At 58.4% G+C, this 25,906-nt stretch carries 30 protein-coding genes and 1 tRNA gene; 17 read left to right on the top strand and 14 right to left on the bottom strand.

Translation table 11 applies throughout. The annotated features are described in order from the left end of the window. The first annotated feature begins 4 nt into the window (after positions 1–4). Entirely contained in the window at positions 5–979 is a 975-nt protein-coding gene (locus OOF89_RS14180) for a biotin--[acetyl-CoA-carboxylase] ligase (protein ID WP_266077331.1), read from the top strand. Between the two features lie 16 nt (positions 980–995). Here the strand turns inward: OOF89_RS14180 and OOF89_RS14175 are convergent, their stop codons facing one another. From OOF89_RS14175 to OOF89_RS14165, 3 genes are all read right to left on the bottom strand, one after another. Further along, entirely contained in the window at positions 996–1,481 is a 486-nt protein-coding gene (locus tag OOF89_RS14175; RefSeq protein ID WP_266077330.1) for a universal stress protein, read from the bottom strand. Between the two features lie 90 nt (positions 1,482–1,571). Beyond that, the gene (locus tag OOF89_RS14170; protein WP_266077328.1) at positions 1,572–2,585 is read right to left on the bottom strand and encodes an amidohydrolase family protein; all 1,014 of its coding nucleotides are present in this window, start codon (positions 2,583–2,585) and stop codon (positions 1,572–1,574) included. 74 nt (positions 2,586–2,659) lie between these two features. Next, positions 2,660–3,883: an HD domain-containing protein gene (locus tag OOF89_RS14165; protein WP_266077325.1), complete on the bottom strand. Its 1,224-nt coding sequence runs from the start codon at positions 3,881–3,883 to the stop codon at positions 2,660–2,662. Between the two features lie 132 nt (positions 3,884–4,015). On the opposite strand from OOF89_RS14165, the gene cofD reads away from it, so the two are divergent. The 7 genes from cofD (at position 4,016) to OOF89_RS24760 (ending at position 9,669) form a co-directional block, all read left to right on the top strand. Then, complete coding sequence (gene cofD / locus OOF89_RS14160; RefSeq protein WP_266077323.1) at positions 4,016–5,008, top strand: 2-phospho-L-lactate transferase; 993 nt, start codon at positions 4,016–4,018, stop codon at positions 5,006–5,008. Beyond that, entirely contained in the window at positions 5,008–5,751 is a 744-nt protein-coding gene (locus tag OOF89_RS14155) for a tRNA-dihydrouridine synthase (RefSeq protein ID WP_266077321.1), read from the top strand. Before cofD ends, OOF89_RS14155 begins: the two co-directional genes overlap by 1 nt. Further along, the gene (locus tag OOF89_RS14150) at positions 5,748–6,593 is read left to right on the top strand and encodes a triphosphoribosyl-dephospho-CoA synthase (RefSeq protein WP_266077319.1); all 846 of its coding nucleotides are present in this window, start codon (positions 5,748–5,750) and stop codon (positions 6,591–6,593) included. The genes OOF89_RS14155 and OOF89_RS14150 overlap by 4 nt, the downstream gene beginning before the upstream one ends. 26 nt (positions 6,594–6,619) lie before the next feature. After that, entirely contained in the window at positions 6,620–7,168 is a 549-nt protein-coding gene (locus OOF89_RS14145) for a DUF447 domain-containing protein (RefSeq protein WP_266079799.1), read from the top strand. Between the two features lie 251 nt (positions 7,169–7,419). After that, positions 7,420–8,136, top strand: a complete 717-nt coding sequence (locus OOF89_RS14140; protein WP_266077317.1) for a protein sorting system archaetidylserine synthase — start codon at positions 7,420–7,422, stop codon at positions 8,134–8,136. A gap of 57 nt (positions 8,137–8,193) precedes the next feature. Beyond that, positions 8,194–9,435 carry a HEAT repeat domain-containing protein gene (locus OOF89_RS14135; RefSeq protein WP_266077316.1) on the top strand — a complete coding sequence of 414 codons (1,242 nt, stop codon included), beginning with the start codon at positions 8,194–8,196 and terminating at the stop codon, positions 9,433–9,435. Positions 9,436–9,516: 81 nt separating this feature from the next. Further along, entirely contained in the window at positions 9,517–9,669 is a 153-nt protein-coding gene (locus tag OOF89_RS24760) for a DUF7837 family putative zinc-binding protein (RefSeq protein ID WP_456071279.1), read from the top strand. A gap of 11 nt (positions 9,670–9,680) precedes the next feature. Here the strand turns inward: OOF89_RS24760 and OOF89_RS14130 are convergent, their stop codons facing one another. After that, positions 9,681–9,926, bottom strand: a complete 246-nt coding sequence (locus OOF89_RS14130) for a hypothetical protein (protein WP_266077315.1) — start codon at positions 9,924–9,926, stop codon at positions 9,681–9,683. Between the two features lie 76 nt (positions 9,927–10,002). Here OOF89_RS14130 and OOF89_RS14125 point away from each other — a divergent pair, with 76 nt between their 5' ends. Next, a complete protein-coding gene (locus OOF89_RS14125) occupies positions 10,003–11,625 on the top strand; it encodes a phospholipase D-like domain-containing protein (RefSeq protein ID WP_266077314.1) in 1,623 nt (540 codons plus the stop codon). Here OOF89_RS14125 and OOF89_RS14120 read toward each other — a convergent pair. Beyond that, positions 11,607–13,520 carry a DHH family phosphoesterase gene (locus tag OOF89_RS14120; protein WP_266077313.1) on the bottom strand — a complete coding sequence of 638 codons (1,914 nt, stop codon included), beginning with the start codon at positions 13,518–13,520 and terminating at the stop codon, positions 11,607–11,609. The genes OOF89_RS14125 and OOF89_RS14120 overlap by 19 nt on opposite strands. A gap of 191 nt (positions 13,521–13,711) precedes the next feature. Here OOF89_RS14120 and OOF89_RS14115 point away from each other — a divergent pair, with 191 nt between their 5' ends. The 5 genes from OOF89_RS14115 (at position 13,712) to OOF89_RS14095 (ending at position 16,823) form a co-directional block, all read left to right on the top strand. Continuing rightward, positions 13,712–14,200, top strand: a complete 489-nt coding sequence (locus tag OOF89_RS14115; protein ID WP_266077312.1) for a Mov34/MPN/PAD-1 family protein — start codon at positions 13,712–13,714, stop codon at positions 14,198–14,200. Beyond that, positions 14,197–14,628 (top strand): FAD synthase, encoded by a 432-nt coding sequence (locus tag OOF89_RS14110; RefSeq protein ID WP_266077311.1) that lies wholly within the window; start codon positions 14,197–14,199, stop codon positions 14,626–14,628. The genes OOF89_RS14115 and OOF89_RS14110 overlap by 4 nt, the downstream gene beginning before the upstream one ends. Positions 14,629–14,747: 119 nt before the next feature. After that, positions 14,748–15,413: a metal-dependent transcriptional regulator gene (locus OOF89_RS14105; protein ID WP_266077310.1), complete on the top strand. Its 666-nt coding sequence runs from the start codon at positions 14,748–14,750 to the stop codon at positions 15,411–15,413. Continuing rightward, the gene (locus OOF89_RS14100; RefSeq protein ID WP_266077309.1) at positions 15,414–16,112 is read left to right on the top strand and encodes a TMEM165/GDT1 family protein; all 699 of its coding nucleotides are present in this window, start codon (positions 15,414–15,416) and stop codon (positions 16,110–16,112) included. A 54-nt stretch (positions 16,113–16,166) separates the two neighbouring features. After that, complete coding sequence (locus OOF89_RS14095; RefSeq protein WP_266077308.1) at positions 16,167–16,823, top strand: LysE family translocator; 657 nt, start codon at positions 16,167–16,169, stop codon at positions 16,821–16,823. A 99-nt stretch (positions 16,824–16,922) separates the two neighbouring features. Here the strand turns inward: OOF89_RS14095 and OOF89_RS14090 are convergent, their stop codons facing one another. Then, positions 16,923–17,630 carry an HD domain-containing protein gene (locus tag OOF89_RS14090; RefSeq protein ID WP_266077307.1) on the bottom strand — a complete coding sequence of 236 codons (708 nt, stop codon included), beginning with the start codon at positions 17,628–17,630 and terminating at the stop codon, positions 16,923–16,925. 110 nt (positions 17,631–17,740) lie between these two features. On the opposite strand from OOF89_RS14090, the gene OOF89_RS14085 reads away from it, so the two are divergent. Further along, positions 17,741–18,445 (top strand): alanyl-tRNA editing protein, encoded by a 705-nt coding sequence (locus OOF89_RS14085; RefSeq protein ID WP_266077306.1) that lies wholly within the window; start codon positions 17,741–17,743, stop codon positions 18,443–18,445. Here the strand turns inward: OOF89_RS14085 and OOF89_RS14080 are convergent. Continuing rightward, a complete protein-coding gene (locus OOF89_RS14080; protein WP_266077305.1) occupies positions 18,442–19,461 on the bottom strand; it encodes a metallophosphoesterase family protein in 1,020 nt (339 codons plus the stop codon). The two genes, OOF89_RS14085 and OOF89_RS14080, sit on opposite strands and share 4 nt — an antisense overlap. Positions 19,462–19,641: 180 nt before the next feature. Here OOF89_RS14080 and OOF89_RS14075 point away from each other — a divergent pair, with 180 nt between their 5' ends. Beyond that, positions 19,642–20,070: a hypothetical protein gene (locus OOF89_RS14075; RefSeq protein WP_266077304.1), complete on the top strand. Its 429-nt coding sequence runs from the start codon at positions 19,642–19,644 to the stop codon at positions 20,068–20,070. A gap of 101 nt (positions 20,071–20,171) precedes the next feature. On the opposite strand, the gene OOF89_RS14070 is transcribed toward OOF89_RS14075, so the two are convergent. Beyond that, positions 20,172–20,357, bottom strand: a complete 186-nt coding sequence (locus OOF89_RS14070; RefSeq protein WP_266077303.1) for a hypothetical protein — start codon at positions 20,355–20,357, stop codon at positions 20,172–20,174. A gap of 351 nt (positions 20,358–20,708) precedes the next feature. On the opposite strand from OOF89_RS14070, the gene OOF89_RS14065 reads away from it, so the two are divergent. Continuing rightward, positions 20,709–21,329 (top strand): hypothetical protein, encoded by a 621-nt coding sequence (locus OOF89_RS14065; RefSeq protein WP_266077302.1) that lies wholly within the window; start codon positions 20,709–20,711, stop codon positions 21,327–21,329. A 163-nt stretch (positions 21,330–21,492) separates the two neighbouring features. On the opposite strand, the gene OOF89_RS14060 is transcribed toward OOF89_RS14065, so the two are convergent. From OOF89_RS14060 to sufB, 6 genes are all read right to left on the bottom strand, one after another. After that, positions 21,493–21,594, bottom strand: a tRNA-Gln gene (locus tag OOF89_RS14060). A 55-nt stretch (positions 21,595–21,649) separates the two neighbouring features. Next, on the bottom strand, positions 21,650–21,805 hold the full coding sequence (locus tag OOF89_RS14055; RefSeq protein WP_407661571.1) for a hypothetical protein: 156 nt from the start codon (positions 21,803–21,805) through the stop codon (positions 21,650–21,652). A 459-nt stretch (positions 21,806–22,264) separates the two neighbouring features. Continuing rightward, positions 22,265–22,693 (bottom strand): metal-dependent transcriptional regulator, encoded by a 429-nt coding sequence (locus OOF89_RS14050; RefSeq protein WP_266077301.1) that lies wholly within the window; start codon positions 22,691–22,693, stop codon positions 22,265–22,267. After that, positions 22,690–23,190 carry a ferritin-like domain-containing protein gene (locus OOF89_RS14045; RefSeq protein ID WP_266077300.1) on the bottom strand — a complete coding sequence of 167 codons (501 nt, stop codon included), beginning with the start codon at positions 23,188–23,190 and terminating at the stop codon, positions 22,690–22,692. Before OOF89_RS14045 ends, OOF89_RS14050 begins: the two co-directional genes overlap by 4 nt. A gap of 79 nt (positions 23,191–23,269) precedes the next feature. Continuing rightward, on the bottom strand, positions 23,270–24,478 hold the full coding sequence (sufD, locus tag OOF89_RS14040; RefSeq protein WP_266077299.1) for a Fe-S cluster assembly protein SufD: 1,209 nt from the start codon (positions 24,476–24,478) through the stop codon (positions 23,270–23,272). Beyond that, complete coding sequence (gene sufB / locus OOF89_RS14035; RefSeq protein ID WP_266077298.1) at positions 24,475–25,905, bottom strand: Fe-S cluster assembly protein SufB; 1,431 nt, start codon at positions 25,903–25,905, stop codon at positions 24,475–24,477. Before sufB ends, sufD begins: the two co-directional genes overlap by 4 nt. Position 25,906: the final 1 nt, after the last annotated feature.

Here is a 25,906-nt window from a genome sequence, read left to right as displayed (position 1 = left end):
CCACATGAACGACACACGCCGGGCGATCTTGGACGCCCTCGCCGATGGCCCAATCTCCGGCCCGGAGCTCGCTAACACCCTCGACGTCTCCCGAAACGCGGTTTGGAAACACGTCGAAGCGCTACGCGAGTCGGGGTTCGAAATCGAAAGCACTGACGATGGCTACAGACTGTGTGACGTTCCTGAGTTCGGTTCGGCAGTCGAGTATGGACTGGCGGCTCCGTTCGAAATCGAGTTCCACGAGTCCATCGGGAGCACGAACGACCGGGCTCGTGAGCTGGCCTGTGACGGGGCGGCGGACATTGCCGTACTTGCGGATGAACAAATCGGTGGGAGGGGACGCCTCAACCGAGCATGGTTCGGCCCCTCCGGCGGTGTCTGGTTGAGTCTCGTTCTCCGTCCCGATATCCCGACATCTCATGCGCCACTGTTGACGCTCGCGGCCGCAGTCGCTGTGACGCGGGCCGCACGGGAAGCGGGCGTCCCGGCGGAAATCAAGTGGCCAAACGATGTCCTCGTTCCTTCCGCCGTCGCTTACGAGGGCGAGTCAGGGCAACACCCTGACGATGGGCTGGTCGGGGACGAGAAGCTCGCCGGCATCCTCACCGAGATGGAAGGGGAGGCGGGCCGCGTCTCGTGGGTCGTCGTCGGAATCGGCATAAACGTCAATATCGAAGGTGATGATTTGCCAGACGGCGCGACAAGTGTGCAAGAGGCCGCGGGAACGGTCGATCGTAGAATTTTCGTCCAACGGCTGTTGGAAGAGTTCGACACACTCCGCGTCAGCCCGGACAAAATACTGTCCGCGTGGCGCGAGCACGCGGCGACACTCGGCCAGCGGGTTCGAGTAGAAACTCCAAGCGGGAACGTGGTCGGAACGGCGATCGATATCGAATCTCCGGGAGTCCTCGTGGTGGAGACCGACGATGGCGACGTTCGAGTTCACGCTGGGGACTGTGAGCACTTGCGACCCGCGTAATCCTCACCGAGCGAGTTTAGCTACTTCCCTTCGCTTTTTCAACCGACTCGGCTTTCGGTGTCGTCTCGTTCTTTCCGACTCGAACCGTAAGAACGGGGATGGTCGATGCACGGACGACTCGTTCCGCGACACTCCCGAGCAGAAGGCGGTCGATACCGCCACGGCCGTGCGTTCCCATCACGATGAGGTCGAACCCCTCCCGCTCCGCGTACCGAACGATCTCCTTGTTCGGTGGTCCCTCCGCGAGATGCGTCGTCAGCGACACGTCGAAGTGCTCCGCGACGCGACGGACTGCCTCGAGCGCCGCTTCGCCTTCCTCTTCCAGCATATCGCTGATTCCCTCCCACGACGTTTCCATCGGAAGACTAGCGAACGTCGCGGAGTTGATAACGTATACCGCATGTAGTTCCGCCCCGTGCGCCTCCGCCAGTTCCGCAGCGTGTTCGACTACTCGCTTTGTTTCCGCCGAACCGTCGGTCGGCACGAGAATTCGGTCGTACATAGGTGCGTTAGCGAATGGCACGGTATGCGGTGTCTTAACTTGTTTGGTATCTATGACCTTCGAATCGAAACATCAGTGAGGGGGCGGTGTCTACAGGATCACGTTTGTAACGTCGCTCGAACCTGCTCGACGAACGACCGACCGAATAACGTTACGATTCCCTGTGAGATTGTCCGAGTCACCGTCGAGGACGAGCAGTTTCGCATCGCGACCGGGCTCTACGATACCGCAATTCAACCCCGCGATCCGTGCCCCGTTTCGTGTCGCCATGCGAAGGATCTCCCGCGATGAAAGGTCGGTCAACTTTGCGGTGAACTCCATTTCTCGAAACATCGATGGACTGTTCAACATTACGTTGTCCGTTCCGAGGGCGACCGTCGTCCTGTCCAGTAGTTTTCGCATCGGTGGCAGTCCGACTCCCGTAACGAGATTCGACCGTGGACAAACCGCGATTGGTATTTCGCTGTCCTCGATTCTGTCCAGGTGGATCGGTTCCGGATGGACGACGTGAACGAGGAAGTCCGGTGAGAGGTCGAGTGCCGGATTGATGTCGCTAGCATCGGCTTCCCCCGCGTGTATACCGAACAGTTTTCCGGCTCTATCCGTCGCGCGACGCTCCCGACCGAAGGTATCATCGTTCGCCCCACTCGCGCCGAACCCTTCCGCGGCCTCCATCGCATCCACCGTTCCCCTGCCGAAAATGATCGGTTCGATATCCAACCCTTCCACTGCCTCGCGAAGCGCGAATACACCTTCGACGCCGCCCTCACGAAACTCGAGGAACGACGCGGTCCCCGTCGATTGCATGAACTGTACCGACCGCCGCATCGCCTCGACTTTCTCGTTTCGAGACGTTTCACGGAGCAATCGGTGTTTGAGACCGTCCGGGGGTGCGACGAGTTCTTCCAGCGATAAACCCTCACCGGCCTCTTTCGCGATCGAATCGCCGATGTGTGTATGCGCGTTGATGAATGCAGGGAGAACGATGTTCGACGATGAGACTGATGCCTCCTCGATGGCCGTAATCGTGCCGTCTTTGACGACTACGCGCCCCTCGATCGGTTCGAAGGTGGGGCCGCGCAGTATCGTACCCTCCACGAGCATACATTGCGATTGTCAGCACCGGGTCTTAAACGCATTCGTCCGTCCGCTGAACGTGTTTTCGATCCGTGATTACCTCACTCGAAATCGTCCAGCGTGGTTCTAAAACCGGTTCGAACGTCGCTGACTAACGTTCCGTCCGTATCCAATCCGAGGACGCGCTCCGTTGCGATCCCGACGTTGTCGGTTTCGCCCGCCGGCGTGTACACACCGAGTCGCCACTGATCACGCTGAACTCGTTGCAGCGCTCGAACCAGCGTGGATTGCTCCCCGAGTGATCGGACGTCGCCGTTGACGATGACGCGTGACGAGGACTCCGTCATTCGCGGACGTCCCGGAACGTCGAGGACGACGGATTCGGGTTCGACACCCGCGTTCTCGGCGATATCGGTTTCGTACCCGCGGATGGTCTCGTGGTCGGCATCGATGATTTCGTCCGGAACGTCGGCCATTTCCGCCCAAACAGCGCGTTTGTAGAGTTCGCGATAGGACAACCGCCGGGCGAGTTCGGCGGTCTTCGGCGTCGCACGAAGCGCAACGAGAAGGTCGTGGTCGTCCATTCGACGCAACTGCTCCGCGTCGATATCGGGTTCCGAGAGCAGGCGTTCGCTCGCTCGCTGGAGCATCGATTTGCTGATGCGCGTGACGTGGTGGTTGTACACTGTCGGGTTCATCAACGCACGAGCGACCAGGAGGCTTTCCGCTGTCTGGACGTTTCCCTCCGCGAGAACGAGTTTTCCGTCGAGAAATGTCAACTCTCGGGTGAGGCGTTGGTGGTCGATCGTGCCGTACGGAACCCCCGTGTGGTGAGCGTCCCGGACGAGGTAATCCATTCTATCCACGTCCAATTCGCCCGAGACGACCTGCCCGAGTTCGCCCTCCCCGGCGATGAGGTCAGCGATGGTGTCCGGTTGCAAGTCGTTCGACCGAAGGACGTCACCGACCTCGGATTCCGTGAGCAGGTCGTGTACGTCGTCGTGGTATTTACTGGTGTGTCGATGAATGAGTTCCTCGATGGTGTGGCTGTACGGCGAGTGTCCGATGTCGTGGAGAAGGGCCGCGGCGCGGACTCGTTCCGCCTGTACACCCTCGATACCGAGGGTGGTGAGCGCTTCGCACGCGAGATGATAGACGCCGAGACTGTGTTCGAATCGGGTGTGATTCGCGGATGGATACACGAGACGGGCAGTGCCGAGTTGTGTGATATGTCGAAGTCGCTGAACTGCGGGCGTGTCCAACAGGTCCCGCGCTACCCCCACGACGTCGATGTGATCGTGGACGCTGTCCTTGATAGTCTTCATTGGATACAGGTTGGTTCGTCATCCTATAAAAATCGAAGGACGGTACAGGAGCCGGAAAGTCGGATCGTACGCCATAACAAAAAGCGACAGGAGCGACGAAAACTTAACCTCACGAGTCACAAACTCCACACCATGGTAACGTTTCTCTCCGGGGGGACGGGAACCCCAAAACTTCTCGACGGTGCGCTCTCGGTCTTCTCGGCCGCCGAGACGACCGTCGTCGGGAATACAGGTGACGACGTTGAGTTGGGAGGGCTGCTCGTCTGTCCCGACATCGACACCGTACTTTTCCAACAAGGAGACATGTTGAACCGTGAAACCTGGTGGGGAATCGCCGACGACACGACGGAAACACACGACGAGTTACAGCGACTCGCTACGTCAGCGGGACTGGCAGACGGGCCGCGATACCTCCCGGACGAACGTCAAATTTCGGGGCGGGAAATCGCGCGCTGGCGGCGATTTTCCGGCGTTGCGGAGTTCATGCTTCTGGGTGACCGCGACCGAGCAGTCCACGTCACACGGACGGGGCTGCTGGACGAGGGTCACACGTTGACTGAAACGACCCGGATTCTGGCGGATGCTTTCGATTCCCCGGTCGATGTCGTCCCGATGAGCGACGACCCGGTGGCGAGCATCGTTCGAACACCAAACACGGCGATGCATTTTCAGGAGTTTTGGGTCGCTCGCGGGGGTGAACCGAACGTCGTTGACGTAGCGTTCCGCGGTTCGAATACCGCAAAGCCCTCCCCCGCCGCGCTCGCCGCGCTGACGGACGAACCGGTCGTTATCGGACCGTCGAATCCCGTAACGAGCATCGGACCGATGCTGGCGATAGACGGCCTTCGGGAGGCACTGGAATCCGCGACCGTGGTCGCCGTTTCTCCGTTCGTCGAAGACCGCGTATTCTCCGGGCCAGCAGGAAAACTGATGGAAGCGGTCGGTTACGACCCGAGTACGGCCGGCGTGGCGGAAGCCTATCCCTTCGCTGATGCCTTCGTGTTGGACGACGACGATAGGACCAACCTCGACCGCCCAGTGATCAGGACCGACACGAGAATGGACGACATCGAGGATTCGGAGCGTGTTGCTCGCGCGGTCGAAAACGCACTGGAGGTGGCCTGATGTTCACCCCACGTGTGGCGTTGGCTAGCCTTTCCGGCGAATCCGATGCTGACTGGGCGATACAAGGATCCGAACACGTCGGTGCGGCGTTCTTGGGTGGTGTCGCACTGGACGAGAAAACGCGAGCGGCGGCCCGAGCGTTGGTATCCCGCGACCGAAGCGAGTTCCTTCCCGACGACCCGGTCGCGTTCGTTGACGACCAACTCACGTCGGTCGCAGACGTATCGATCCGTCCGGGAATCAACGTGCGCTCCGCGACGTTGCCACCGATTCGGTCGGTTTCGGAAGTGTGCCGAGCACACGACGCGATACTGGAGATAAACGCTCATTGCCGACAGGAGGAGATGTGTTCGGCGGGTGCTGGACAGTTCCTGCTCTCGCACCCCGACCGACTCTGTGAGCAGGTTCGGATGGCAACGAAGACAGGAGCGACGGTCGGCGTCAAACTTCGAACCGAGGTGCCCAGCGTAGACCTTCCGAACGTGTCTCGGCGGGTCGCCGATGCAGGAGCGGAGGTCCTTCACGTGGACGCGATGGATTCGGAGCACGTCATCGCGGACATCGCCGAGACGACGGACTGTTTCCTCATCGCGAACAACGGGGTCCGTGACGAAGAGACGGTCAGAGAATATCTCGAATATGGTGCGGACGCGGTGAGCGTCGGGCGTCCGAGCGACCGACCGGCAGTACTTTCGCGCGTGGCGAGTGCTACGGACGAATGGTTCGCGGAGGTGGTCGCATGACGCCAGCGGAACACGCACAACTCGCCTTGTTGTTGGAAGTCGCGGGCACGCCGAAACCCGGTAACGTCGATCGGGACCGGGACTTTCCGAATCTGCGATTCGAACATTTCCTCACCGGAGCGGTCGGTTCCGGGGGCGGATTGCGTGCCGCCGAAGCGGACACAACGGTCGGTGAAGCGTTCGAGAGGTCGGTGTCGGGGATGAGCCGACAGAGCGGCGGCAACACCCAGTTTGGCGCGCTGTGTTTGTTGGTTCCGTTGGTGAAAGCGAGCACATCGGGGGGCTGCTCACCCGAATCAGTAACCAACGTCGTCGAATCGACCACCGTCGAGGATGCGGAGGGCTTCTACCGCGCATTCGACCACGTGAACGTGTTCGTCGGCGACCCACCGGAGGGTGCCGACGAGTTCGACGTGCGTCGCGGAAGTGACGCGATTCCAGCGATTCGAGACGCAGAACTCACCCTGTTCGACGTGATGGAAATGGGTGCCGACGAAGACGGTATCGCCCGCGAGTGGACGAACGAGTTCGAACGAACGTTCGAAGCGGGGAAACGAATCGTCGAACTCGACGGATCGCTCTCGGGCCGTGGGGCGCGCGTCTATCTCGAACTCCTCGCGCACGAGCCGGACACTCTCGTCGCGAAAAAACACGGACGGAAGGTCGCCGAAAGCGTTCGCGTGCGAGCACAGGAAGCGTTACAGGAGGCACGTCACGGCGATTCGGAATTGGTACATGCGTTCTCGGAGTCACTGGTCGAGGACGGCATCAACCCCGGAACGACGGCCGATATCGTGGCAGGGGGACTGTTCGTTGCATTGGAGCGAGGGCAGCGGCCGTGAAAGAAGAACGCGAGTCGGGCTGGCCGATGGAACTCCAAGGCGTGACCGAATCCATCATCACGACACTCGGGCCGAACGACCTGTGGAACGTTGCAGCGCTTGGATTGCATGCGGGCGACTCAGTGACAGCGAAAACGTGGGGCAACACCCGGACTCGGCGGAACTTCCACCGGCAAGGCGGAGGGGTCGTTCAGTTCACCCGCGACCCGGTCGATTTCGTGGAAGCCACCCTTTCGATTCGAGAGGAGTCCAAACCGGTACTCGACTCGGCGGACGCGTGGGTTGAGGTCGAAGTCCAACCGATCGATTCGGGGAACTCGGGTGAAACGAACTGGGAAGAATGGGAGCTGACACCGGTTTCGAGCGAAATCGTAGACGAAAGAGTTCCGATCACCAACCGTGGCTTTTCCGCAATCGTCGAGGCGACGGTGGCCGTTTCGCGCCTCGATGTGGACGCTTACGACACCGCGGAGCTTCGGGCGCGGTTGACGTATTTCGAAGACGTGGTTCAGCGGTGTGGCGGTCCGCGTGAGCAAACGGCTTTCGAGCGGATTTACGAACTCGCAGAGTGGTAAGTCGGTTCCTTTTAGCGTCGTTTCGACCGTCGGATCGAGAATCGGTTTCTGCACGACGACTGTGTCTATTTTTTGCGGTTCTCGCGCAGTCAAATCAGTCCCCGCTGCGCATCGCGGAGTTGGTTGACGCCGGGGTCATCGAGCACGACAGTTACACAAGCTCTATCACGAGCACGAAAGCGTCGTAATCCTTCTACGAGTAGACGGCGATTCAAAAGACGTATCAAGCCCGCTCACACTACCCGCCGGGTATGCAACCTCGGTTCGTGGGACGACTATCGCTCGCCGACGCGGTCACCGTTTCGAACGCCGCACTCGGCTTTTTGGCGATTTCCATCGCGACCACGAATCCGGGGCTGGCCGCGCGCCTCGTTCTGCTGGCTGCCGTGGCGGACGGATTGGATGGCGTGCTTGCACGGCACGTCGGCAGTTCGGCGGCGGGTCAGTACCTCGATTCGCTGGCTGATGTCGCGTCGTTTGCCGTCGCGCCCGCGATGTTGGTGGTTAGCATGGTCCGCCAAACAGGGAGTTCCGATACCCTTCGCGTCGGAGTCGCAGTCGCTGGAGGGGCGCTCTTCGTCGGCATGGCAATCGTGAGACTCGGACTGTACACCGCCTATGACACCGACGACGACGTGACCGAGGGCGTCCCGACGACGCTCGCGTCGGTCATTCTCGCCGCGGGTGTGCTCGCCGGATTTACGGAACCAGTGGTGCTCGTCGCTCTCACGTACCTCCTTGCGGGGCTGATGGTCTCGACGATTACCTATCCCGACCTGTTGGCCCGCGATGCACTCATCATGGGTGTGGTCCATTCGCTCGCGGTACTCGTTCCTGATTTTCAGGGCCGAGCGTTCCCGTATGCGCTGTTGACGCTTGCACTCTTCTATCTCGTTCTCTCGCCGCATTTCTACTGGCGGACGACGACCGGGAAGACGGTTCGGGCGACAGAAGGGAAACGCTCTTGATGACTACGGTCCGATTTTTCCGCATATGAGAGCAACGGCTCAGCCGGGGGTGGACGCATGAGCGACGAAGAGGCCGAGGAGACGCAGGAAACAGCATCCGAAGCCGAAACTGTCGATGCGGAAACCATCGAGGAACAACTCGATCAGGCAGAAACGGAACTCGAAAGCGCCGAGACGGAAGCCGACCTCGACGTCGTCGAAGCCCAACTCGACAAAATCGAGGGGCTACTCGAAAGTGCGGACCTTCCGGAACCGGACGACGAAGACGAGGACGACCCCCGCGACGAACTGGAGGGGCACCTCTCCGATCTCCGCGACGAACTCGAAGACCAACGTGGCCCCTACGCCGCGGACGTTATTAGCGACATCGAGGACGCCGCTTCGACCGTCACGGACACGCGATGGACCGACGCAGGAAGCGGTGAGCTCGTCGATGTCGTCGAATCGTTCGCCGAGAGCGTACAGAGCATCCTCGACACGAACTTCAGTGTCACCCTCTCTCGAAACTCCGACGACCTCGCGGAAGTGCTCGAAAACGCCGCCACCGCGGTTGGCGATGCCGACCTCGACCCGGACGAGGATTCGGACACTATCGCGTTGCTCGTCGAAGCGACGGACGAGCTGAAACAGGGAATCGAGGACGCGGAAGAATGGAGCGACCTCGAAACGCGTGAACAGCTCGAAGCGGAGGGCTTCTACGACGTGCTCGACCACCGAAAGGACTACCCGCCGGAGTGGCACGCCTTGAAAATCTGGGAAAAGAAAGATCGAGCGGATATGGTGCTACTCGCGCTCGATTCGCTCCAATCGAACTTCATGGAACGACACTGCCTCGAATCGCTCGAACGGATGGGCAACGAGGAGGCCGTCGAACCAATGCTTCAGCGCGCGAACAGACGCGACAAGCAAGCTATCAGTATTCTCGGCAAAATCGGTAGTGACGAGGCCGTCGATACGATTATCGATTACGTTGATGCCGACCCCGGAATGGCGAAAACCGTCATCAAGGCACTCGGCGAAATCGGAAGCGACGAGACGACTCAAGCGGTCGCCGACCAACTCGTCGCCGACGATGCGGACGTTCGAAGCTATGCCGCTCGTGCCCTCGGTCGAATTGGTGACACGCGCGCTATCGATCCCCTCTCGGACACACTTTCCGACGACGAGTCGGACTCCGTTCGCGCGAGTGCCGCCTGGGCACTGAACCAGATCGGAACGGATCGTGCACTCGATGCGGTTCGTCGCTACTCCGATGACCGCTCGTTCCTTGTGCAGAGCGAGGCAGAGAAAGCACTCTGAGGGTAGTAAGGACTCCTTACTGCTATATAATCGGTCAATAACAAAGGGAGTCGCTCACCAAGTTCGGATCCAAGAGGCTCCATGGCGACCGAATCCGCCCGGCTTGGCGTGTGTCCGAACTGCGACGATAGTATTACCAATGGCTATCTTCTTATCGAGTATGAAACCGAGAGTGGGCTAGAGCGCTTTGCTGAGTGTCCTAACTGCCGGGAAATCGTTCATCCAGGACGGTAACGAATGCGGAATCAGTGAGCCAGCAGGGTTGCCAGAAACTGCAGTGCGAAACCGAGCGCGAGCAGAAACGCGCCGACACGACCGATCGACGTGTATTCTCTCACTTCCATCGGCGAAATGTCGATAGTGAAATCGTTGTAATCCGGGTCATACTCGATGTAGTCCGGAAGTTGGAAGAACTCGAAAAAGATGAGCAATGCGCCGAGGGCACCGAGCGCGTGGCCCGCCAGTTCGAGTGCAAACGGAATTTCGACCATATCAATAACGCGAACGTCGTTGTCAAAAATTTACCGTTACGAACGTTTATAACGAAAGACGGGACCACTCCGTTCCGTGTCCGTCAGGGTTATGTTCGTCGTTTGTCTCATGGTTGCGTCCATGTTCGGCACGCCTCTCGTCACGCATTCGAAAGCGACAGCATCGCAACCCGAAATCGTTGCCGTGTATCCGAATCCAGTCGCGAACGAAGATACGGGGGAGTTCGTCGTCATTTCGTTCCCTCGACGGACGAACCTCTCGACATGGTCGCTGTCTGACGGCGAGGACATCGTTCAGCTTCCGAACGCGACGGTATCCGGCCGAGTCACGTTCTCGACCGCCCCGAGTCTTACCGAAAACCTCACTGAGCAACGCGCGCTTCAGATCCGAAATCTATCGCTTGCGAACGACGGGGAAACTGTCACACTTCGCAAGCGGGCAATTTCGTCGGTTGCGGCGACTATCGTCGATTCGACCACCTACGTCGATGCACCGGAAAGCGAACTGTGGCGTCCAAAAAACGGTTCGTGGGTTCCACTGGGGGCAACCGACAGACCGGTCGTTCATGTGGATTCGACCACAGCCCGTGTCTTCGTCCTTCCGGACAGTCCCGCCGTTCCAACCGAGACCCTTCAATCGGCGGACGAGCGTATACTTTTGGCAGGTTACTCCTTTGCCTCGGAGCGAATCGCCCGCAAGCTCGTTGCCGCAGAGCGTCGCGGCGTCGAGGTTCGTGTACTCATCGACGACTCCCCCGTCGGAGGAATTACCCGTCAGCAAGCAATCGTCCTCGATAGGCTCTCGGAGCGAGGAATCCATATTGAAGTCATCGGCGGCCCACACGCACGCTACAGCTTTCATCACGCCAAGTACGCCGTCGTCGACGGCCAGGCGATGGTACTCACCGAGAATTGGAAACCGGCTGGAACCGGCGGCCGCGCAAGTCGAGGGTGGGGCGTCGTCGTCCGAGGGGAATCGGCGCGAGAACTAGCCGAAATATTCGACGCCGATAGTACGTGGAACGACACCGTTTCGTGGCAACAGTTCAGACGCGGCAAATCGTTCAAATCCGAGCCGCCTGCGAACGGGAGTTTCCCGACGCGATTCGAGCCGAAAACACTCCCAGTCGAGTCCGTCTCCGTGCTGAGCGCACCGGACAATGCAGAGGAAGGGGTCGTCTCGCTTCTTCGATCCGCAAACGAGTCGATTGTCATCCAACAGATGGCAGTTAGCGGGCCACAACAACCGTTCGTTCAAGCAACGCTGGCGGCAGCTCGTCGCGGAGTCCACGTTCGCGTTCTGCTCAGTAGTGCGTGGTATGTTCGCGAGGATAACGGGCATCTCGTACGCTGGTTGAACGAACGTGCAGAGGAGGAAGGACTCCCGCTCCAAGCGAAGCTCGCGGAGCCGAACGGGTACGAAAAAATCCACGCCAAAGGCGTCATCGTGGACGAACGTCACGTCGTCGTTGGGAGTCTCAATTGGAACAACCATTCGGCACGGGCGAATCGTGAACTCGCCCTCGTTCTCCACGGGACGCAGGTGGGGAACTACTACACAGCCGTGTTCGAGGCCGACTGGGGCGAAAGCGACGACCGATTTCCGGTCGGCCTCGCTGTCGTCGTCGTGCTGGGTGCTGCTGGTGCGGTCTGGCTCGGGAGAACGGAGGTGAACGTCGCTCAGTCGTCCGAGTTCTGATGTCCAACCGACGTGCTCTGGAGGGCTTCGTCCAGTTCCGCGTCCGCCATCTTTTCGACGAGGGCGTCGAGCACCTGCTCGCGCATCCCCTTGACGAACTTGATGCTTCCGACGACGAGGTGGCCGCCACCGCTGACGCCGCCGCCGACGATTTCCTCGTTCAGCTCCGAGACCATCTCCGGAATGTCGAGTCGGACGCCATCACTGCGGAGGACTGCGAAGTCCGGTCCGTAGCCGATGGTGATGACTGGTTCGCCCGTCTCCTGTACCTTCCGGTCGTGGATTTCACCGGTCGTTTTCCCTGGTGGTGGGTAAGTGAACCGGTAGGCATGGTTCTCGACGTCCACGCGATAGAGATGCGCCTCGCTCGCCAATCGTTCGTGTTGGACGTGAGGCATCGCAGCGTCGAGTTGCTGGTCGGTATCCGAGCGTGCGCGCTCGGCGAGGAACGAAACGAGTTCACGGTGTCGCTCCTCGTCGTCACAGCCGACGTTGAGTACGTCATTGATGAGGTTTCGTCCTGGGTCGTACTTCAGCCAGAACGCCTCGTAATCGAGTGCTTCGCCCATGTCCGTGAGGAACTCCTCGCTGTAGCCTTCGGATTCCGCGAGTTCGACGTAGTCCGTCATCGCGTTGGCCTTCGACCGGTCGGAGATGCCTGCGACGGCGGGCACGTGGCGGAGTTCGTCGGTAATGTCGGGAGAGATCATCCGTGCGAGTTCGACGCACATCATGCCCGTCGTAATCCGGTAATCCTCGTCGTAGAGATACGGGTTGACGTGACCGTCGGTGTACGGCTCGACGGCCTCCGGGTCGGGGTGATGGTGGTCGACGACGAGAATCGGGATATCGTAGTGCGCGAGATTCTCGTAGGCGGGAACGTCCTCTTCCGTGCTCCCGTTGTCGAGCATGAGCAGGAGCGGGAGTTTCTGGCCGTGTCGAGCCTGGTCTTCGAGTGCGAAGTTCAGGTCACGAGTCACGTCCTCCATCTCGTAGAAGGGCGCTTTACTCGGGAGGCGCTTGAACAGGTGACGCTTCGCGTCGGGGTCTTGGTGTGTCTCCTCGATGAATCGTTTTAGTGCGAGTTCGACTGGGAGACTAGCACACATCCCATCACCGTCTGCATGGTGGCGGACCCGGATTGGGCGGCTTTCGAGGACGGTGCGCCGGAGTTGTTTTGCGATGTCGCGCAGGTCGGGGAACAACTGTTCGAGCGCGGGCCAGTCCACAAGTGGTTCAGTTTCGTGGGGTTCAGCACGTTCGTCGAGCGCGGCTTCGAGTCGGTCGCGGACAACGTTTTCCTCGTCACCCTCCAAGGCGTTGAGGGATGAAACTTCGACCTGGAGCGCGCCCTCGCGCTCCTCGACCACGCCGACGAGGTGAACGATGTCACCGATATCGATTTCTGGGTGTGCGCGGACACCAGCATCCTCGAATGCGGCGCAGGGAACGACACCCGTGTCGTCGCTAACGTGGAAAATCGTCGGGCCGCCAGTTTGTTTTATCTGAACGACTTCGCCTTCGAGGTGAACTGTGTCACCGACTTGGTCACCGAGGGTGCCCGTTTCCGCGACTTCGTATTCGTGAGCGACTGCGACGGTTTCGTACTCGTCGGAGTCCGCGGGAACGAAGCTCAGGTCACCGTTCTCCCTGACTTCGGTAAGTCCGACGACGAGCTCGTCGTCGACGGAATACGCTCGTGAGAGGTTCGATTCGTGAACGAGGCCGGAGACCGAGTCGGAAAGGTCGACGAAGATACCGTAATCAACGACGCCGTTGACGACAGCATGGTACCGTTCACCCTCGGAAATGTCCGAGAGCGTGCAGTCCGCCGCGAGTTCGTACACGACGGGTTCGTCAGGTCCATCATCGGGACCGGAATCAGCGGTAGTCATCTTGTCCGTCCTTTCGGTGCCGCTATTTTTAACGCTTTGCAACTCGGGGTCGTGCGTGCGGAAGATAATCAAACGTAATCAAAAGAAGTCAGTCGAAATCGAAACGGGAGTCAAAACGGCGGTGCGAAACCGATAGCAATAGTGGAGCACCGTTCGCAACGTTTAGAACGCGGGCCATCGGAGTGTGTGATATGCGGCTGTTCCGGTCAAACGAGATTCTCGGTATCGCGGAGGACGCGCTGGTGTTCGCACTCGAAGCGTCCCGCGATTCTCACCCGAACGAGTACATGGGGTTCTTGCGTGGCGAGTCCGCGAGCACGCTCGGACTGGACCGCGAGGGAATCATCATTACCGACGTGCTCGTCATGCCCGGCACCAAGTCGAACAGCGTGAGTGCCACCGTAAAAACGAGCACCGTCCCCAACGATCCGAATGCAGTCGGGTCGGTACACTCACATCCAAACGGCGTCCTCCGGCCGAGCGACGCGGACTTGGTGACGTTCGGACAGGGTGACGTCCACATCATCATCGGCGCGCCATACGACCGGGACAACTGGCAGGCGTTCGACCGGGACGGCGACCCCCGACCGCTCGACGTCCTCGATGTCGAACTTCCCGACCCGGAATCGTTTTTCGACTTTACGCAGGCGGATATCGACGAGGAGTTGAGAGAGAAGTGACACACGTACTCGCACAAGGCACCTTCGACATTCTTCATCCCGGCCACGTCCATTATCTTCGCGACGCCGCGGAAATGGGTGACGAGCTATCCGTCATCATCGCTCGCCGGGAGAACGTAACACACAAACAAAAACCGATTCTTCCGAACCGCCAGCGCCGGGATATGATTCAGGCACTCGAAGTGGTCGATCACGCTCGCATCGGTCATCCCGAGGACATTTTCGTTCCGATCGAGGAGCTCGACCCTGACATCATCGCACTCGGCTACGACCAGCACCACGACGACGCAGCTATCGAGGCGGAACTCGACCGGCGTGGAATCGACTGCGTAGTTCGACGAGCTTCGCCACTCGACCCCGAGGACGCTGAGGAACTACTTTCAACGGGACGAATTATCGATCGAATTTGCGAAGAACGATGCGACTGACGATTTCGCCGGTATTAGCAACTACCTCGTTTCCACGCTCACGACTCCCGTCAACGACGCTACAGCGTGGCGAGTACACGACAAATTGAAGGTTTAGAACAATCTAATTTCGGGCAGTGATGTTGAGCGACGTGATGGAGGACTATCTGAAAGCCATCTACACGCTCCAGAAGGAAAGCGAGGAGCCGGTGGCGACCTCCGCGATCGCGGACTATCTCGGCGTGACACCACCCACCGTGACCAGCATGGTCGAAAAACTGGCCGACCGTGGCCTACTCCATCGGGAGAAGTACAAGGGGGTCGAGCTCACCGAGGAGGGTGAGACGGTCGCGCTCGAAGTGCTTCGCCACCACAGACTGCTGGAGTCGTACCTCACGGAGCATCTGGACTATTCGTGGAGCGAAGTTCACGAGGAGGCGGATCGGCTCGAACACCACATCAGCGAGGAGTTCGAACGTCGAGTCGCTGACGCGCTGGGCAACCCGACCGTCGACCCACACGGCGACCCGATTCCGGATGCCGATCTCTCACCCATCGCCGAGGACGATACGACCCGCCTCAGCGAACACGAATCCGGTGAAACAGTCGTTGTGGCGCGCGTCAGCGACCGCGACGAAGAGGAACTTCGCTATCTCTCCGATGCGGGAATCACACCCGGGACGGAACTCGAAATCGTGGACGTTGCTCCGTTCGGCATGGTGACTGTCGCAATCGGGAATCGTGAGCAGAGCCTTCCGGAAACCGTAGCTCGGTCTATTCGCGTCCGAGCAGTCCTCGAAGCATAGATGATAGGAACACCAACGCCACTCGCGACTGGACTCCAAGCGGTGATTCATCGGTATAGCGAGTACGGGCCATTGCTAGCGTCGTTTCTCGCCAACATGCTCGCGACGTTCGGCGACAAGGGACAACTCGTCGTCGTCACGCTGGCCTCCCGATACGACGCCAAGAAAGTGTTTCTCGGGGCGATGGCTGCCTTTTCCCTATGGAGCCTCCTCGAAGTCGCGCTCGGACAGTGGGTCGTCGCAGTTCTTCCGGGAGGCACTATCGGTCTCATCGCTGGATCACTCTTCATCGTGTTCGGCCTCTGGACGCTTCGGAGCGCGGTTTCGAAGTTTCGGACTGGTTCGATCGAAGCGCCGTTGCTGACTGCTGGGGGACTCGATGTCGGAGTAAGCGGTCGGTTGCTTCCGGACGGCGTGCTCGCTCGAATGGGTGCCTACGGCGGCATTCTCACGAGCTTCGTCTTCATCATGGTTGCGGAGTTCGGCGACAAGACGCAACTGCTCACTATCGACCTCGCCGCGACGTTTCCGCACGCACCAGTGTCGGTGTTCGTCGGTGTCGTGGCAGCGCTTGGGCTCAGAACCGGTGTCGATGCCCTCGTCGGTGAGCGGTTCGAACGCTGGGTGCCGACGAAATGGATGGAGCTAGTCGCGGCACTCGTCTTCCTCGGATTCGGTCTGTTCGTCCTCGCGGGGTAACTGGGTTACCGCGACCGGGGACGTTTTATCATCTCCGAAACTAAACCGAGGACAATGATCGAGTCGCTCGTCTCGGCACTCGCTGGCGTCGTTCTCGGTCTGTCGCTCGCGGCCCCGCCGGGACCGATGAATGCGGTCATCGCCGAGGAAAGCGTCCTCCGAGGGTGGTGGTCGGGGTTTTCAGCCGGATTAGGTGCGATAACCGCCGATGCCTGTTTTTTCGTCCTCGCGCTTGCTGGCGTCGTGGCCATCGTCAGAGAGGCACCGTTCGTCCGCAGCGTCATGGTCGGGGTTGGCGGCCTTCTCATGCTGTATTTTGCATACGGTGCGGCGAAGGATGCGACTGGAACGTTCACCGGCGAAGACAACGACGCGGACGCGAAGGGATTCAGAAAAGCGTTCGCGTTAGCGATTACGAATCCCTATCAGATCATCTGGTGGCTAACGGCGGGCGTCGGTCTGCTCGACTCAGGGCAGTTCGACGCGCTTTCCGGAGTTCCCGGAAGCCTCATAGTGACGACTGGGGGACCAGTCATTATCGTCGGCTTCTTCGCCGGAATCGCGCTCTGGATAAGCGGCTTTCCTGCGGCGCTGGTCGCCGCGGGAACGCGAGTGGATTCTTTCGCGCCAGCAGTCGCGTATCTGAGCGCGGGCGTCCTTGCGGTCGCGGGCATATCGTTCCTCTACGACGCGCTCATGACGGTTCTATAGATTCGTGTGGCCGACGTGCGAGTTACGACTCGCACGTCGGTGAAGTGCTCGTCCGGCAACCCCGACTCGAGTCGAATCCCGACTGTCGATCGATTCCTTCTACGGCCCGCGTCCCCGCGGCGAACTGGTCGTTTCGGCGTCCATCTCCGGAACTTCCTCTTCCAACCATTCGCGGAACCATTTCACGCGCTTGAGTCTCCGGTGGGCGATGTCGCGCGCAGTCTCACTTTGCACTCTAGAGGATGCGTCTTTTCCCCGTTCGAGAACTCGATCGACCATCTCGGCGGCTGCCATGTGCGTCCGAGCTTCGTATCCCATCCGAAGGAGCATGAGGGCCGTTCCGTTCGCACCGACCTTGTCGAGCATGTCGGCCTCGATGAGACACTGAGCTTCCTTCGAGAGGCGGGAGAGATCCCCCTGAAACGAATGGTCCTCGACGGCTTTGCAGACTTGGTCGACGAACGATTCGGGGAACTCGCCACGCGATTCGAGGTATTCACGCGCGACCCGCGCACCCTCTTCGGCGTGGACCTCTTGATCCGCATCGAGTTTGGCGATGTCGTGAAACAGCGCAGCGACGCGGGCGACATCTATGTCCGCCCCTTCCCGTTCAGCGATCGTTTCGGCGAGATTCACGACGTTGAGGATGTGGTTGAATCTGTAGTCCGCGGAGTGCCACGGATACCAGCGCATTCGACCACCACCATCCTCGTTTTTTACGCTCGCGGAAAGATACTCGTACACGAACGCTTTCATCTCCTCGAATTCCTGTTCAGAAACGGGTGACCCCTTAATTTCGACACCCATAGAAACTCCTCCGTTGGCGACAATACGTACTCATTACTGATACAAACGCACGATTCGCTCTTTAGCGTTACGACGAGAACATTAAGTGACGTCTCTTCGTCCCCTCGCACATGACCGAGGCACTATATCTCGACGACTCGTCCGACACGGAGTTCGAAGCCACGGTAGAGCGGGTCGCTGACGACCGGATCGTTCTCGACCGGACGCTGTTCTATCCGAAAGGCGGTGGCCAACCCGCTGATATGGGTGTCCTCGAAGCGAACGGGGAAACGTGGCGAGTCACCGGCGTACGAAAGAAAGACACGATCTATCACATGGTCGATGGGACCCCACCCGAGGAGGGAGCAACCATTACAGGACGAATCGATCGTGAACGGCGATACGCTCATATGCAGTATCACACTGCACAACACCTCCTGTCCGCGGTCCTGCTGAACGAATACGATGCGCAGACGACTGGCAACCAACTGTACACTGACCGTGCCCGTATCGACTGTGCCTACGAGCGGTTTACCGACGAGGAGTTCACCCATATCGAGTCGGTAATGAACGGACGTATCGAGGATGGACTCACAGTTAGCTGGTACGAGATGAGCCGCGATGAAGCGGAAGCGACCCTCGACCCGGAACGCACTCGAATCCACCTCCTCCCCGAAAGTATCCGTGAGATTCGTATCGTGGAAATCGATGACTACGACCGAACTGCTTGTGCGGGTACACACGTCGAAAACACCGCCGAGCTCGGCGAGTTCCGGATTACCGGACGGGAAACGAAGGGAACCGATGAAGAGCGATTGAAGTTCGTCCTCGACTAGTCCCGAGTCGATGGCCACTCATCCGAGAGCGGAAGTGTAGAGAGACGGTCGAGGGTCATCTCGGCAACCGCGTCGCTTCGTGCGGTGTCCTGTGTTGCATGAATATAGGCTTCTTTTGTCCCTTCCGAATCCGCGGTTGGGACGAGTCGTACCGTCGTACCAGCAGGGCCGATCTCGAACTGGAGGTATGCCTGCGGGAACGAACAGAGGGATGGAGCGATGACCTCGCGCACACCGCTCGTTTTCGTGACGGATGGAACGTGCAGATGCCCCGAGACGTGGAGCGGGACGTCGTGTCGAGCGAGTGTCGCGACCAGTTCGTCAGCATTTCGAGTTGGAAACGAACGTCGCCACGAATGGACGCCGTCTTCGCCGGAAAGGCCGGGAAGGTTGTGATGCATGACGACGATCGGTTCCTCCGTCCTCGGAAGCGTCTCGTCCAACCATGCGAGTTGGGAGTCCGAGACAGCACCGTCATGGCAATCGGCCAGCGAACCACTCGGTGTCTCTGCGCTGTTCAATCCGATAATATCGACGCCACCGACGCGTTCGAGAAAGGGCAGTTCCCCGGGAGTGTACTCCGATTCGAACGACGAAAGGGCAGGCGTTTGGTGCGTGTCGAACGACTTCGGCACGTCGTGATTGCCGGGAACGGCGACGAAAGGGATTTCGAGCGTCGAGAGGATAGAATCGAACGTTTCGAAATCCTCTACAGCACCGTCTTCCGTCAAGTCCCCTGCGAACACGACGGCATCGACGTCGCGTGCGTTCGCATCCGCGAGTACGGTTCGAAGCCGTGATTGGGTACGGTGAAAAACCTTCCACGTTCCACGCTTTTCGGCCGAGACGTGCGTGTCGGAAACGAGAGCGATGGTCGTCGGAACGTCGCTTCGAGGACGAGAAAAGCGAGCAAATACGGGACCAGAATCTGTGTGGTTATCGGGTGACTCGACGACGAGATCGGTTTGTCGATTGACGATGCTCGTACGCTCGGTTCCCATTTCGTGCTCGGACATGGCCTACCCATACTGAGTGCAGGGATGATAATGAATCTGCCGAATTAATAAATATACCGAATATAATCTATATAGTCAAGGTCAGAATGGTCGGGTACTGTTCAGGTCACGTTTAGCACACGTGTGGAACGTGCGTCTGACTGACTTTGATTACGTCGTACGTCGAAAGTGTGAGTGGGAATGAGCACGAGAAGCCTCAACAGAATCGAAACATCGACGAACGATTCGTCGTTTTACTATCTCAACAAGGTGCTACAGGTTGCAGGACTGTTCTTTTTCATAAATGGCATTTACGTTGCGTTTTTTTCCGATAACGTCTTCACGACGTTCGGTTACTATTTCGTCGTTATTGCCGCCGTCTGCGTGACGCTGGCACACGCCATCTCGCCCGAAAATCCCCTCATCTCGCCGGAGCTGCAAGCGACGATTCGACAGTTGATGAGTCGAACGGAAACAAAAACCTCGAATAACAGCCGTACGCCGCGAAGAAATACGAACAGTCGAAACGGTTTCGACGTTCGTCTCTACTTCCAAGCATTGATAGAAAAAATTAAAGTCGTTCGACCGAGTTCCAATACTTCGCGTCGTAACGGACGCGACCGACTCTGAACGGGGACCAGGGGGGGCCTTACTTTTACCGACACTATCCATAACTGGGAGCAGTCATCGCTTTCTTGAGATACGTCCATTTCGACACGGCTTGGCTCGGTTCAGCAATGGAGAGCGTTGTACAATGTTATCGTTCCGTTTTCCACGAACTCGTCGTTATCGTACACACTGAGTTTGACGTAGCCCTTCGTAAGTAGCTCATCCAGTGGAGGTGTCTCATCAAGACCGAACGTGAGCGAAATCTGTAAGGTGTCGTCGTCAGTATACGTTGCGTCCGAAACAGTCATCTCGTAGCGTCCATTTTGTTGATACTGCATGATGTTCTCAATTCGATGGTAGATATTACAGATGGAGTCGAAGGATATATGCTTTGTTTCTACTTGTCACCAATATAAAACAAAATAACGAGTTCGATTGAATCGGAATAGGCTATCGTTACCGCCTCCAAATCCAGTATAACGCACCCATATTTCGACAGTGTCGATTATCCCGCATCAGCGACTGTTTCGTCGTACAGCCGCTCTCTGCGGGTGTGTTGTCGTTACCGTCGGTAATGACAGCATGAATATTACGAAACGAGTGATTGAAACTGGCAGAAGAATATTTAGGCTCATCTCCCAAATAGTGACGTACGACATATGAATCGCCATCGTTTGACCGTTATCGTCCTTGTACTTGCCGTCGTGCTCGCTGGCTGTAGCGGCATCGGTGGGTCGGACGACCCAACTTCGACCACGACAACGACGGATGCCCCGTCTAGTACCGCAACCCAGACGAGTACCGCACCAACGAGTTCCTCGACATCGGCTGGGACCACAACGACCACGACCGCCACTACGACTGTAGCAGAGTGGGAGCCACCGAAGGGGCCGAATACCCCGATCGACGACAAGATCGGTGACAACAACCGTATCAAGAGCGTCACCGTCGTCAACAAAGTACAGGCCAAGAACGGTAACGGTGTCTCCAACTTCGACGTCGAAATCGTGGCGAACACCAGCCTTCCGGGTGTGGACCCAGAACCGCTTGTGGACGGCGACCCGTACTTCCTCGTTAGAATCAACGGCGAGCGCGTTGCACGCGGCGGCGTTCGATTCCAGCACGATGAAGGAACCTACACTGTCGAAATCGACAAGGGTGCATTCCAGCAGTTCGACTCCGGCATGCTAGAAGTCGAAGTACTCATGCTGGACAAAGACAAGAAAACTGACGATCTGTACGGCAGGTGGACAGGGACTGTCCAGTACAGTTCGGAATAAAACGCGATTTTTAGCATATCGTTTTTGATATCGTTGCTAACGAAGTAGTTCGATAGATCCGCTACCGTTGACTGTCGTACATATAGAGCGCGCTACGAAAGGACAACCAGCAGGAAGTGTCGTTTTACATAGGAAACACTGCGGAAAATTAAGTTCGAAGTAGTAGTCCCGGGCGGATTCGAACCGCCGTCAATGGCTGTCTTCCGCAACTGGAACACCAGTCACGTCCAAAGGCCATTATGATTGGCCGCTACACCACGGGACTTCGATTGCGTCTTCGGATAGTGCCTCCTCATACAAGTGCGTTACTTTTCGACCTGTTACACCGAAAGAGTAGCATTTCCTTTTTTGACATTTCGATGACAGCTCTGACAGAGCGTGATGACGTTCGTAAGGAGGTGTACATCCTGTGAGTTCTCGAAATCACGAACTCTGGTTAGATGGTAAATATCTGGTGTTTGACCGAGTTCTGACACGGTGGCACCGCATCTCTGGCAGGTTCTATCGTCCCGCTCAAGAGCCTCCCGTCTGCTGCGCTAACACATTCTGAACAATACACCCTCTCTTTGTTTGATGGATGACATCTGAACACGGTGTCGTATGTTCGATAGATAGAATCCTCTTTTGTACCACTCCAGTTTCCGTTGTTCTCGCCAGCGTTCGGTGAGCAATCTGAGCAAAACTGTTTCTGTGCTTTCTCATCGTAGAAGTGTTCTTCACAGCCAGCACAAGTTCGGTTTGGGAGCTTCTTATGATGCTTGTATGCGTGGTGAATGCGCACGCCTTGTCGTGAATCGAATGACTCACCACATGTTGGGCAGTCAACTACTAGTCAATATCGACTATGATGCTGGAAATAGTTTCTCATCAGTGATGTTGTTAGCGAACCTCAACTGAAAATCCTCACTGTCCGATTTCGCCCCCGTTATCCTCGCTCAGTCCGCTTCACCCTCGCCAATCAAATACGCACACATGTCCTCTTCAGCGTGAAAGCAGTCCGGGCACTGCGGTTCGCGGTCGATTATCGTATCGAGCCGCTCCGCTACCGTTTCGTCGATAACGCTTTCGAGTTGTTTTGCCTCCATACGAAACTCATCGACTTCGAGGACGTTAGCGAGGAAGCGTTCGAGGATGCAGTAGGTTTGAAGCGCGTCGCTGGCGCGTTCTTCGCCGTCGTCAGTGAGGGTTGCACCGCGATACTTCTCGTGTTCGACGAGTCCGCGGTCCTGGAGTTTGCCGATCATCTCGTTGACGCTCGCGGGACTCACGTCGAGTCGGTCGGCAAGGACGCCTGTCGCCGCCGGTCCATCTTCGATGCGTTGGACGAGATAAATCGCTTTGAGGTACTGGTCTGCGGTGTTCATTCTCTGGCCTCCATCAGTTTCGCCACTTCCTCGACACCCTCAGCTTCCTCCGCTCGAATCGCAGTGAGCGTTTCGAGCAGCCGGTCACGGTCGAGCGCGAACGTGGCCTCACTCGCCTCGATAGCCGTGATGAGATCGTCGTAAAACTTGTATGCCGTCTCTTCGCCGTGCAGTTGGTCGTAGAGGACGCCATCGAAATCGTCCGGGGCGGTCTGGGCGTACTGTTCGCCGACCAACAGTTCGATTTCCTCGAACGGGATCGTCTCAGCATCGAGTTCATCGATGAGTGACTCGAGACGTTCCCGATGTTCTGCTGACTCTTCACCGGATTCGGAAAGCAGTTCGCGCACATCCTTGTGGAGTTCGTCCTGCTCACGGGATGGTAGCGACTCGAAATGGCGCGCCGCCCGTGCTTCGACGAGTTCCTCCAAGACGACACCGATCTGGAGTAAGCGCGCGAGTTGGCGGTCCGATGAGACGCGCTGACCCACACTCATACCTCGGGAAAAGGGGTGGGGAAACTTAACACTCCCTGATGCAGCTTCCGAAAAAGACGCCCCGAAAACGAAAAACGGCTTAGTTACCGAGACGTTCGACGATTCTCGAATCGAGGTCTTCGCGGAGTTCTTCGACTTCGACTTCGTCCAGAACGGGGACGAAGAATCCTTCGACGAGCATGTCCTTCGCCAGTTGGGCGGGCACGCCGCGCGAGGTCATGTAGAACAGGTCCTCTTTATCGACCTGTCCGACCGTCGCGGAGTGGCTCGCTTCCGTGTCGTGGTTGTTGATGATGAGCTTCGGCGACGCATCGGCCTCGCTTCCGTCCGACAGCATGAGCGTGTTTTCACGCTGGTAGGAACTGGTGTCCCATGCTTCGGTGCCGACGTCCTGCACGCCCTCGTAGACGGAGCGTGCTTCGTCGTCGAGCACGCCACGGGTCACGAGGTCTGCGGTCGTGTGTGCGGTGTTGTGCCAGACGCGGGCTGCTACGTCGAAGTGCTGGTCGTCGTGACCGAAGAACGCGCCGACGGTCTTCGTCTCGGAGCCTTCGCCGTCGAGGTTCGTCTCGACTGAGGACTTCGTGAGACGCGACCCGAGGTTGCCCTCGATCCAGTTGAGCGTGGCGTAATCTGCGGTGTTGCCGCGCTTCAGCGTGTAGTTGTACGTCTCCTCGTCCAAATCTTGGAGGGAGCCGTACTGGACGTGGCTGTTCTCGCCAGCGACGATTTCGACGAGTCCGCTGTAGTAGCGCTCGCCGGAGAGTTCTTCGCTGTCTTGTCGCTCCAGAATCGTCACCGAACTCGATTCCTCGGTGACGACGAGCGTGTAGTTGAACAGCGATTGGCTCTGCATCGTCGTCCGGATTTTCACGTCTTCCGCATCGACGCCCTTCGGGACGTAGATGAGCGTGCCAGTCGTGAACAGCGCGGTCGAGAGCGCCGTCAGGTAGTTCTCCTGTGGGTCGATGACCGAACCGAAGTACTCCTTGACGAGGTCTTCGTGTTCGTCCAGCGCGTCCGCCATCGAGAGGACCGAGACGCCTTCCGGTTCGACTCGCTCCTTTTCTTCGGTCGCGGAAAGCGGGTCGACGAAGCTCTCGTAGTCGAGCGCGTCGAGGTTCGTCCAGTCGCGTCCCGGCGTCCGGATAACGTCCGGCATGTCGATGTCGGAAAGCGAATCGAGCGCGTCGAGCCGGGTTTCGAGCAGCCACTCGGGTTCGCCGAGGTCGCTCGAAATCTCGCGAACGGTTTCCTCCGAGAGCGTGCTGTGTACCTGCGTGCTCATCCGAGGCTCCCCTCCATTTCGAGTTCGATGAGGCGGTTGAGTTCGACCGCGTACTCGATCGGGAGTTCTTCCGTGATGGGCTCAATGAAGCCACTCACGATCATCTGTTTCGCGTCGTCGTCGTCCAACCCGCGACTCTGGAGGTAGAACACGTCCTCGTCGCCGATTTTACCGACCGTTGCCTCGTGGGCAACGTCGACGCGGTCTTCGTTGATTTCCATGTACGGCATGGTGTCCGACGTGGATTCGTTGTCGAACATCAGCGCGTCACATTCGACCGACGTGGACGAGTCCACCGCACCATCACTGATGTGGACGAGACCGCGGTAGTTCGTTCGGCCACCGTCCTTGCTGATGGATTTCGACTCGATGGTCGAGTTCGTTTTCGGCGCGTTGTGGTACACCTTCGCGCCGGTGTCGATGTTCTGACCTTTGCCAGCGAACGCGATGGAGATCTGATTTGCGCTCGCGCCACGTCCCTTCAGGATGGAACACGGGTACAGCATCGTCGCCTTCGAACCCATGCTTCCGGACACCCATTCCATGCGGCCGCCGGCTTCGACGATGGCGCGCTTGGTGTTCAGGTTGAACGTGTTCTTCGACCAGTTCTGGACGGTCGAGTACTGGACGTGAGCGTCCTCACCGACGAACACTTCGACGCCGCCGGAGTGGAGGTTGTGTCGGCCGTACTTCGGCGCGGAACAGCCTTCGATGTAGTGGACTTCGGAACCTTCCTCGGCGATGATGAGCGTGTGCTCGAACTGCCCCATCCCCTCGGAGTTCATGCGGAAGTACGCCTGGACGGGCATCTGCACCGTCACGTCCTCGGGGACGTAGACGAACGACCCGCCGGACCAGACCGCACCGTGGAGTGCCGCGAACTTGTTGTCGCTTGGCGGCACACATTTCGTCATGAAGTACTCTTTCACGAGGTCCTCGTGTTCTTGGACCGCTTGGTCCATGTTCATGAACACGACGCCCTTTTCCTCCCACTGGTCCTGCATGTTCTGGTAGACGACCTCGGACTCGTACTGGGCACCGACGCCGGAGAGCGCTTTACGCTCCGCCTCCGGAATGCCGAGCTTGTCGAACGTGTCCTTGATGTCGTCCGGGAGGTCGTCCCAATCGTCGGCACCGCCGCGGGTTTCCACGTCGGGTCGAATGTACGGGACGATTTCTTCTATATCGAGTTCTGTCAAGTCGGGCTGGCCGGGCCAGTCCGTCGGCAGGGGCATGTTCTGGTAATGTTCCAGTGCGCGGAGACGCCGCTGAAGCATCCATTCGGGTTCGTCCTTGTCCTCGCTGATGAGGCGGACGACCTCTTCGGTCAGACCCTTGTCGGATTTGACCGCGGCCCGCTGTTCTTTCTTGAACTCGAACCGTTCTTCGGTATCTGTCTCTTTCAAGTGGTCCTGTTCTGAGCTCATA

This window comes from Haladaptatus caseinilyticus (assembly GCF_026248685.1).
In the GTDB taxonomy this organism is placed as follows: domain Archaea; phylum Halobacteriota; class Halobacteria; order Halobacteriales; family Haladaptataceae; genus Haladaptatus; species Haladaptatus caseinilyticus.
The sequence above is the reverse complement of the archived record's forward strand: the minus strand, read 5'-3'. Positions and strand labels throughout refer to the sequence as shown.

What these genes read in the sequence shown, in the direction of transcription:
- OOF89_RS14140 (WP_266077317.1), top strand. Translation starts at nt 7,420, where the DNA reads ATGCAACCTCGGTTCGTGGGACGACTATCGCTCGCCGACGCGGTCACC.
- OOF89_RS14165 (WP_266077325.1), bottom strand. Translation starts at nt 3,883, where the DNA reads ATGAAGACTATCAAGGACAGCGTCCACGATCACATCGACGTCGTGGGG.
- OOF89_RS24760 (WP_456071279.1), top strand. Translation starts at nt 9,517, where the DNA reads ATGGCGACCGAATCCGCCCGGCTTGGCGTGTGTCCGAACTGCGACGAT.
- OOF89_RS14065 (WP_266077302.1), top strand. Translation starts at nt 20,709, where the DNA reads ATGAATCGCCATCGTTTGACCGTTATCGTCCTTGTACTTGCCGTCGTG.
- OOF89_RS14050 (WP_266077301.1), bottom strand. Translation starts at nt 22,693, where the DNA reads ATGAACACCGCAGACCAGTACCTCAAAGCGATTTATCTCGTCCAACGC.
- OOF89_RS14135 (WP_266077316.1), top strand. Translation starts at nt 8,194, where the DNA reads ATGAGCGACGAAGAGGCCGAGGAGACGCAGGAAACAGCATCCGAAGCC.
- OOF89_RS14100 (WP_266077309.1), top strand. Translation starts at nt 15,414, where the DNA reads ATGATAGGAACACCAACGCCACTCGCGACTGGACTCCAAGCGGTGATT.
- OOF89_RS14080 (WP_266077305.1), bottom strand. Translation starts at nt 19,461, where the DNA reads ATGTCCGAGCACGAAATGGGAACCGAGCGTACGAGCATCGTCAATCGA.
- OOF89_RS14155 (WP_266077321.1), top strand. Translation starts at nt 5,008, where the DNA reads ATGTTCACCCCACGTGTGGCGTTGGCTAGCCTTTCCGGCGAATCCGAT.
- cofD (WP_266077323.1), top strand. Translation starts at nt 4,016, where the DNA reads ATGGTAACGTTTCTCTCCGGGGGGACGGGAACCCCAAAACTTCTCGAC.
- OOF89_RS14145 (WP_266079799.1), top strand. Translation starts at nt 6,620, where the DNA reads ATGGAACTCCAAGGCGTGACCGAATCCATCATCACGACACTCGGGCCG.
- OOF89_RS14170 (WP_266077328.1), bottom strand. Translation starts at nt 2,585, where the DNA reads ATGCTCGTGGAGGGTACGATACTGCGCGGCCCCACCTTCGAACCGATC.
- OOF89_RS14090 (WP_266077307.1), bottom strand. Translation starts at nt 17,630, where the DNA reads ATGGGTGTCGAAATTAAGGGGTCACCCGTTTCTGAACAGGAATTCGAG.
- OOF89_RS14070 (WP_266077303.1), bottom strand. Translation starts at nt 20,357, where the DNA reads ATGACTGTTTCGGACGCAACGTATACTGACGACGACACCTTACAGATT.
- OOF89_RS14115 (WP_266077312.1), top strand. Translation starts at nt 13,712, where the DNA reads ATGCGGCTGTTCCGGTCAAACGAGATTCTCGGTATCGCGGAGGACGCG.
- sufB (WP_266077298.1), bottom strand. Translation starts at nt 25,905, where the DNA reads ATGAGCTCAGAACAGGACCACTTGAAAGAGACAGATACCGAAGAACGG.
- OOF89_RS14075 (WP_266077304.1), top strand. Translation starts at nt 19,642, where the DNA reads ATGAGCACGAGAAGCCTCAACAGAATCGAAACATCGACGAACGATTCG.
- OOF89_RS14130 (WP_266077315.1), bottom strand. Translation starts at nt 9,926, where the DNA reads ATGGTCGAAATTCCGTTTGCACTCGAACTGGCGGGCCACGCGCTCGGT.
- sufD (WP_266077299.1), bottom strand. Translation starts at nt 24,478, where the DNA reads ATGAGCACGCAGGTACACAGCACGCTCTCGGAGGAAACCGTTCGCGAG.
- OOF89_RS14045 (WP_266077300.1), bottom strand. Translation starts at nt 23,190, where the DNA reads ATGAGTGTGGGTCAGCGCGTCTCATCGGACCGCCAACTCGCGCGCTTA.
- OOF89_RS14085 (WP_266077306.1), top strand. Translation starts at nt 17,741, where the DNA reads ATGACCGAGGCACTATATCTCGACGACTCGTCCGACACGGAGTTCGAA.
- OOF89_RS14120 (WP_266077313.1), bottom strand. Translation starts at nt 13,520, where the DNA reads ATGACTACCGCTGATTCCGGTCCCGATGATGGACCTGACGAACCCGTC.
- OOF89_RS14175 (WP_266077330.1), bottom strand. Translation starts at nt 1,481, where the DNA reads ATGTACGACCGAATTCTCGTGCCGACCGACGGTTCGGCGGAAACAAAG.
- OOF89_RS14105 (WP_266077310.1), top strand. Translation starts at nt 14,748, where the DNA reads ATGTTGAGCGACGTGATGGAGGACTATCTGAAAGCCATCTACACGCTC.
- OOF89_RS14095 (WP_266077308.1), top strand. Translation starts at nt 16,167, where the DNA reads ATGATCGAGTCGCTCGTCTCGGCACTCGCTGGCGTCGTTCTCGGTCTG.
- OOF89_RS14150 (WP_266077319.1), top strand. Translation starts at nt 5,748, where the DNA reads ATGACGCCAGCGGAACACGCACAACTCGCCTTGTTGTTGGAAGTCGCG.
- OOF89_RS14180 (WP_266077331.1), top strand. Translation starts at nt 5, where the DNA reads ATGAACGACACACGCCGGGCGATCTTGGACGCCCTCGCCGATGGCCCA.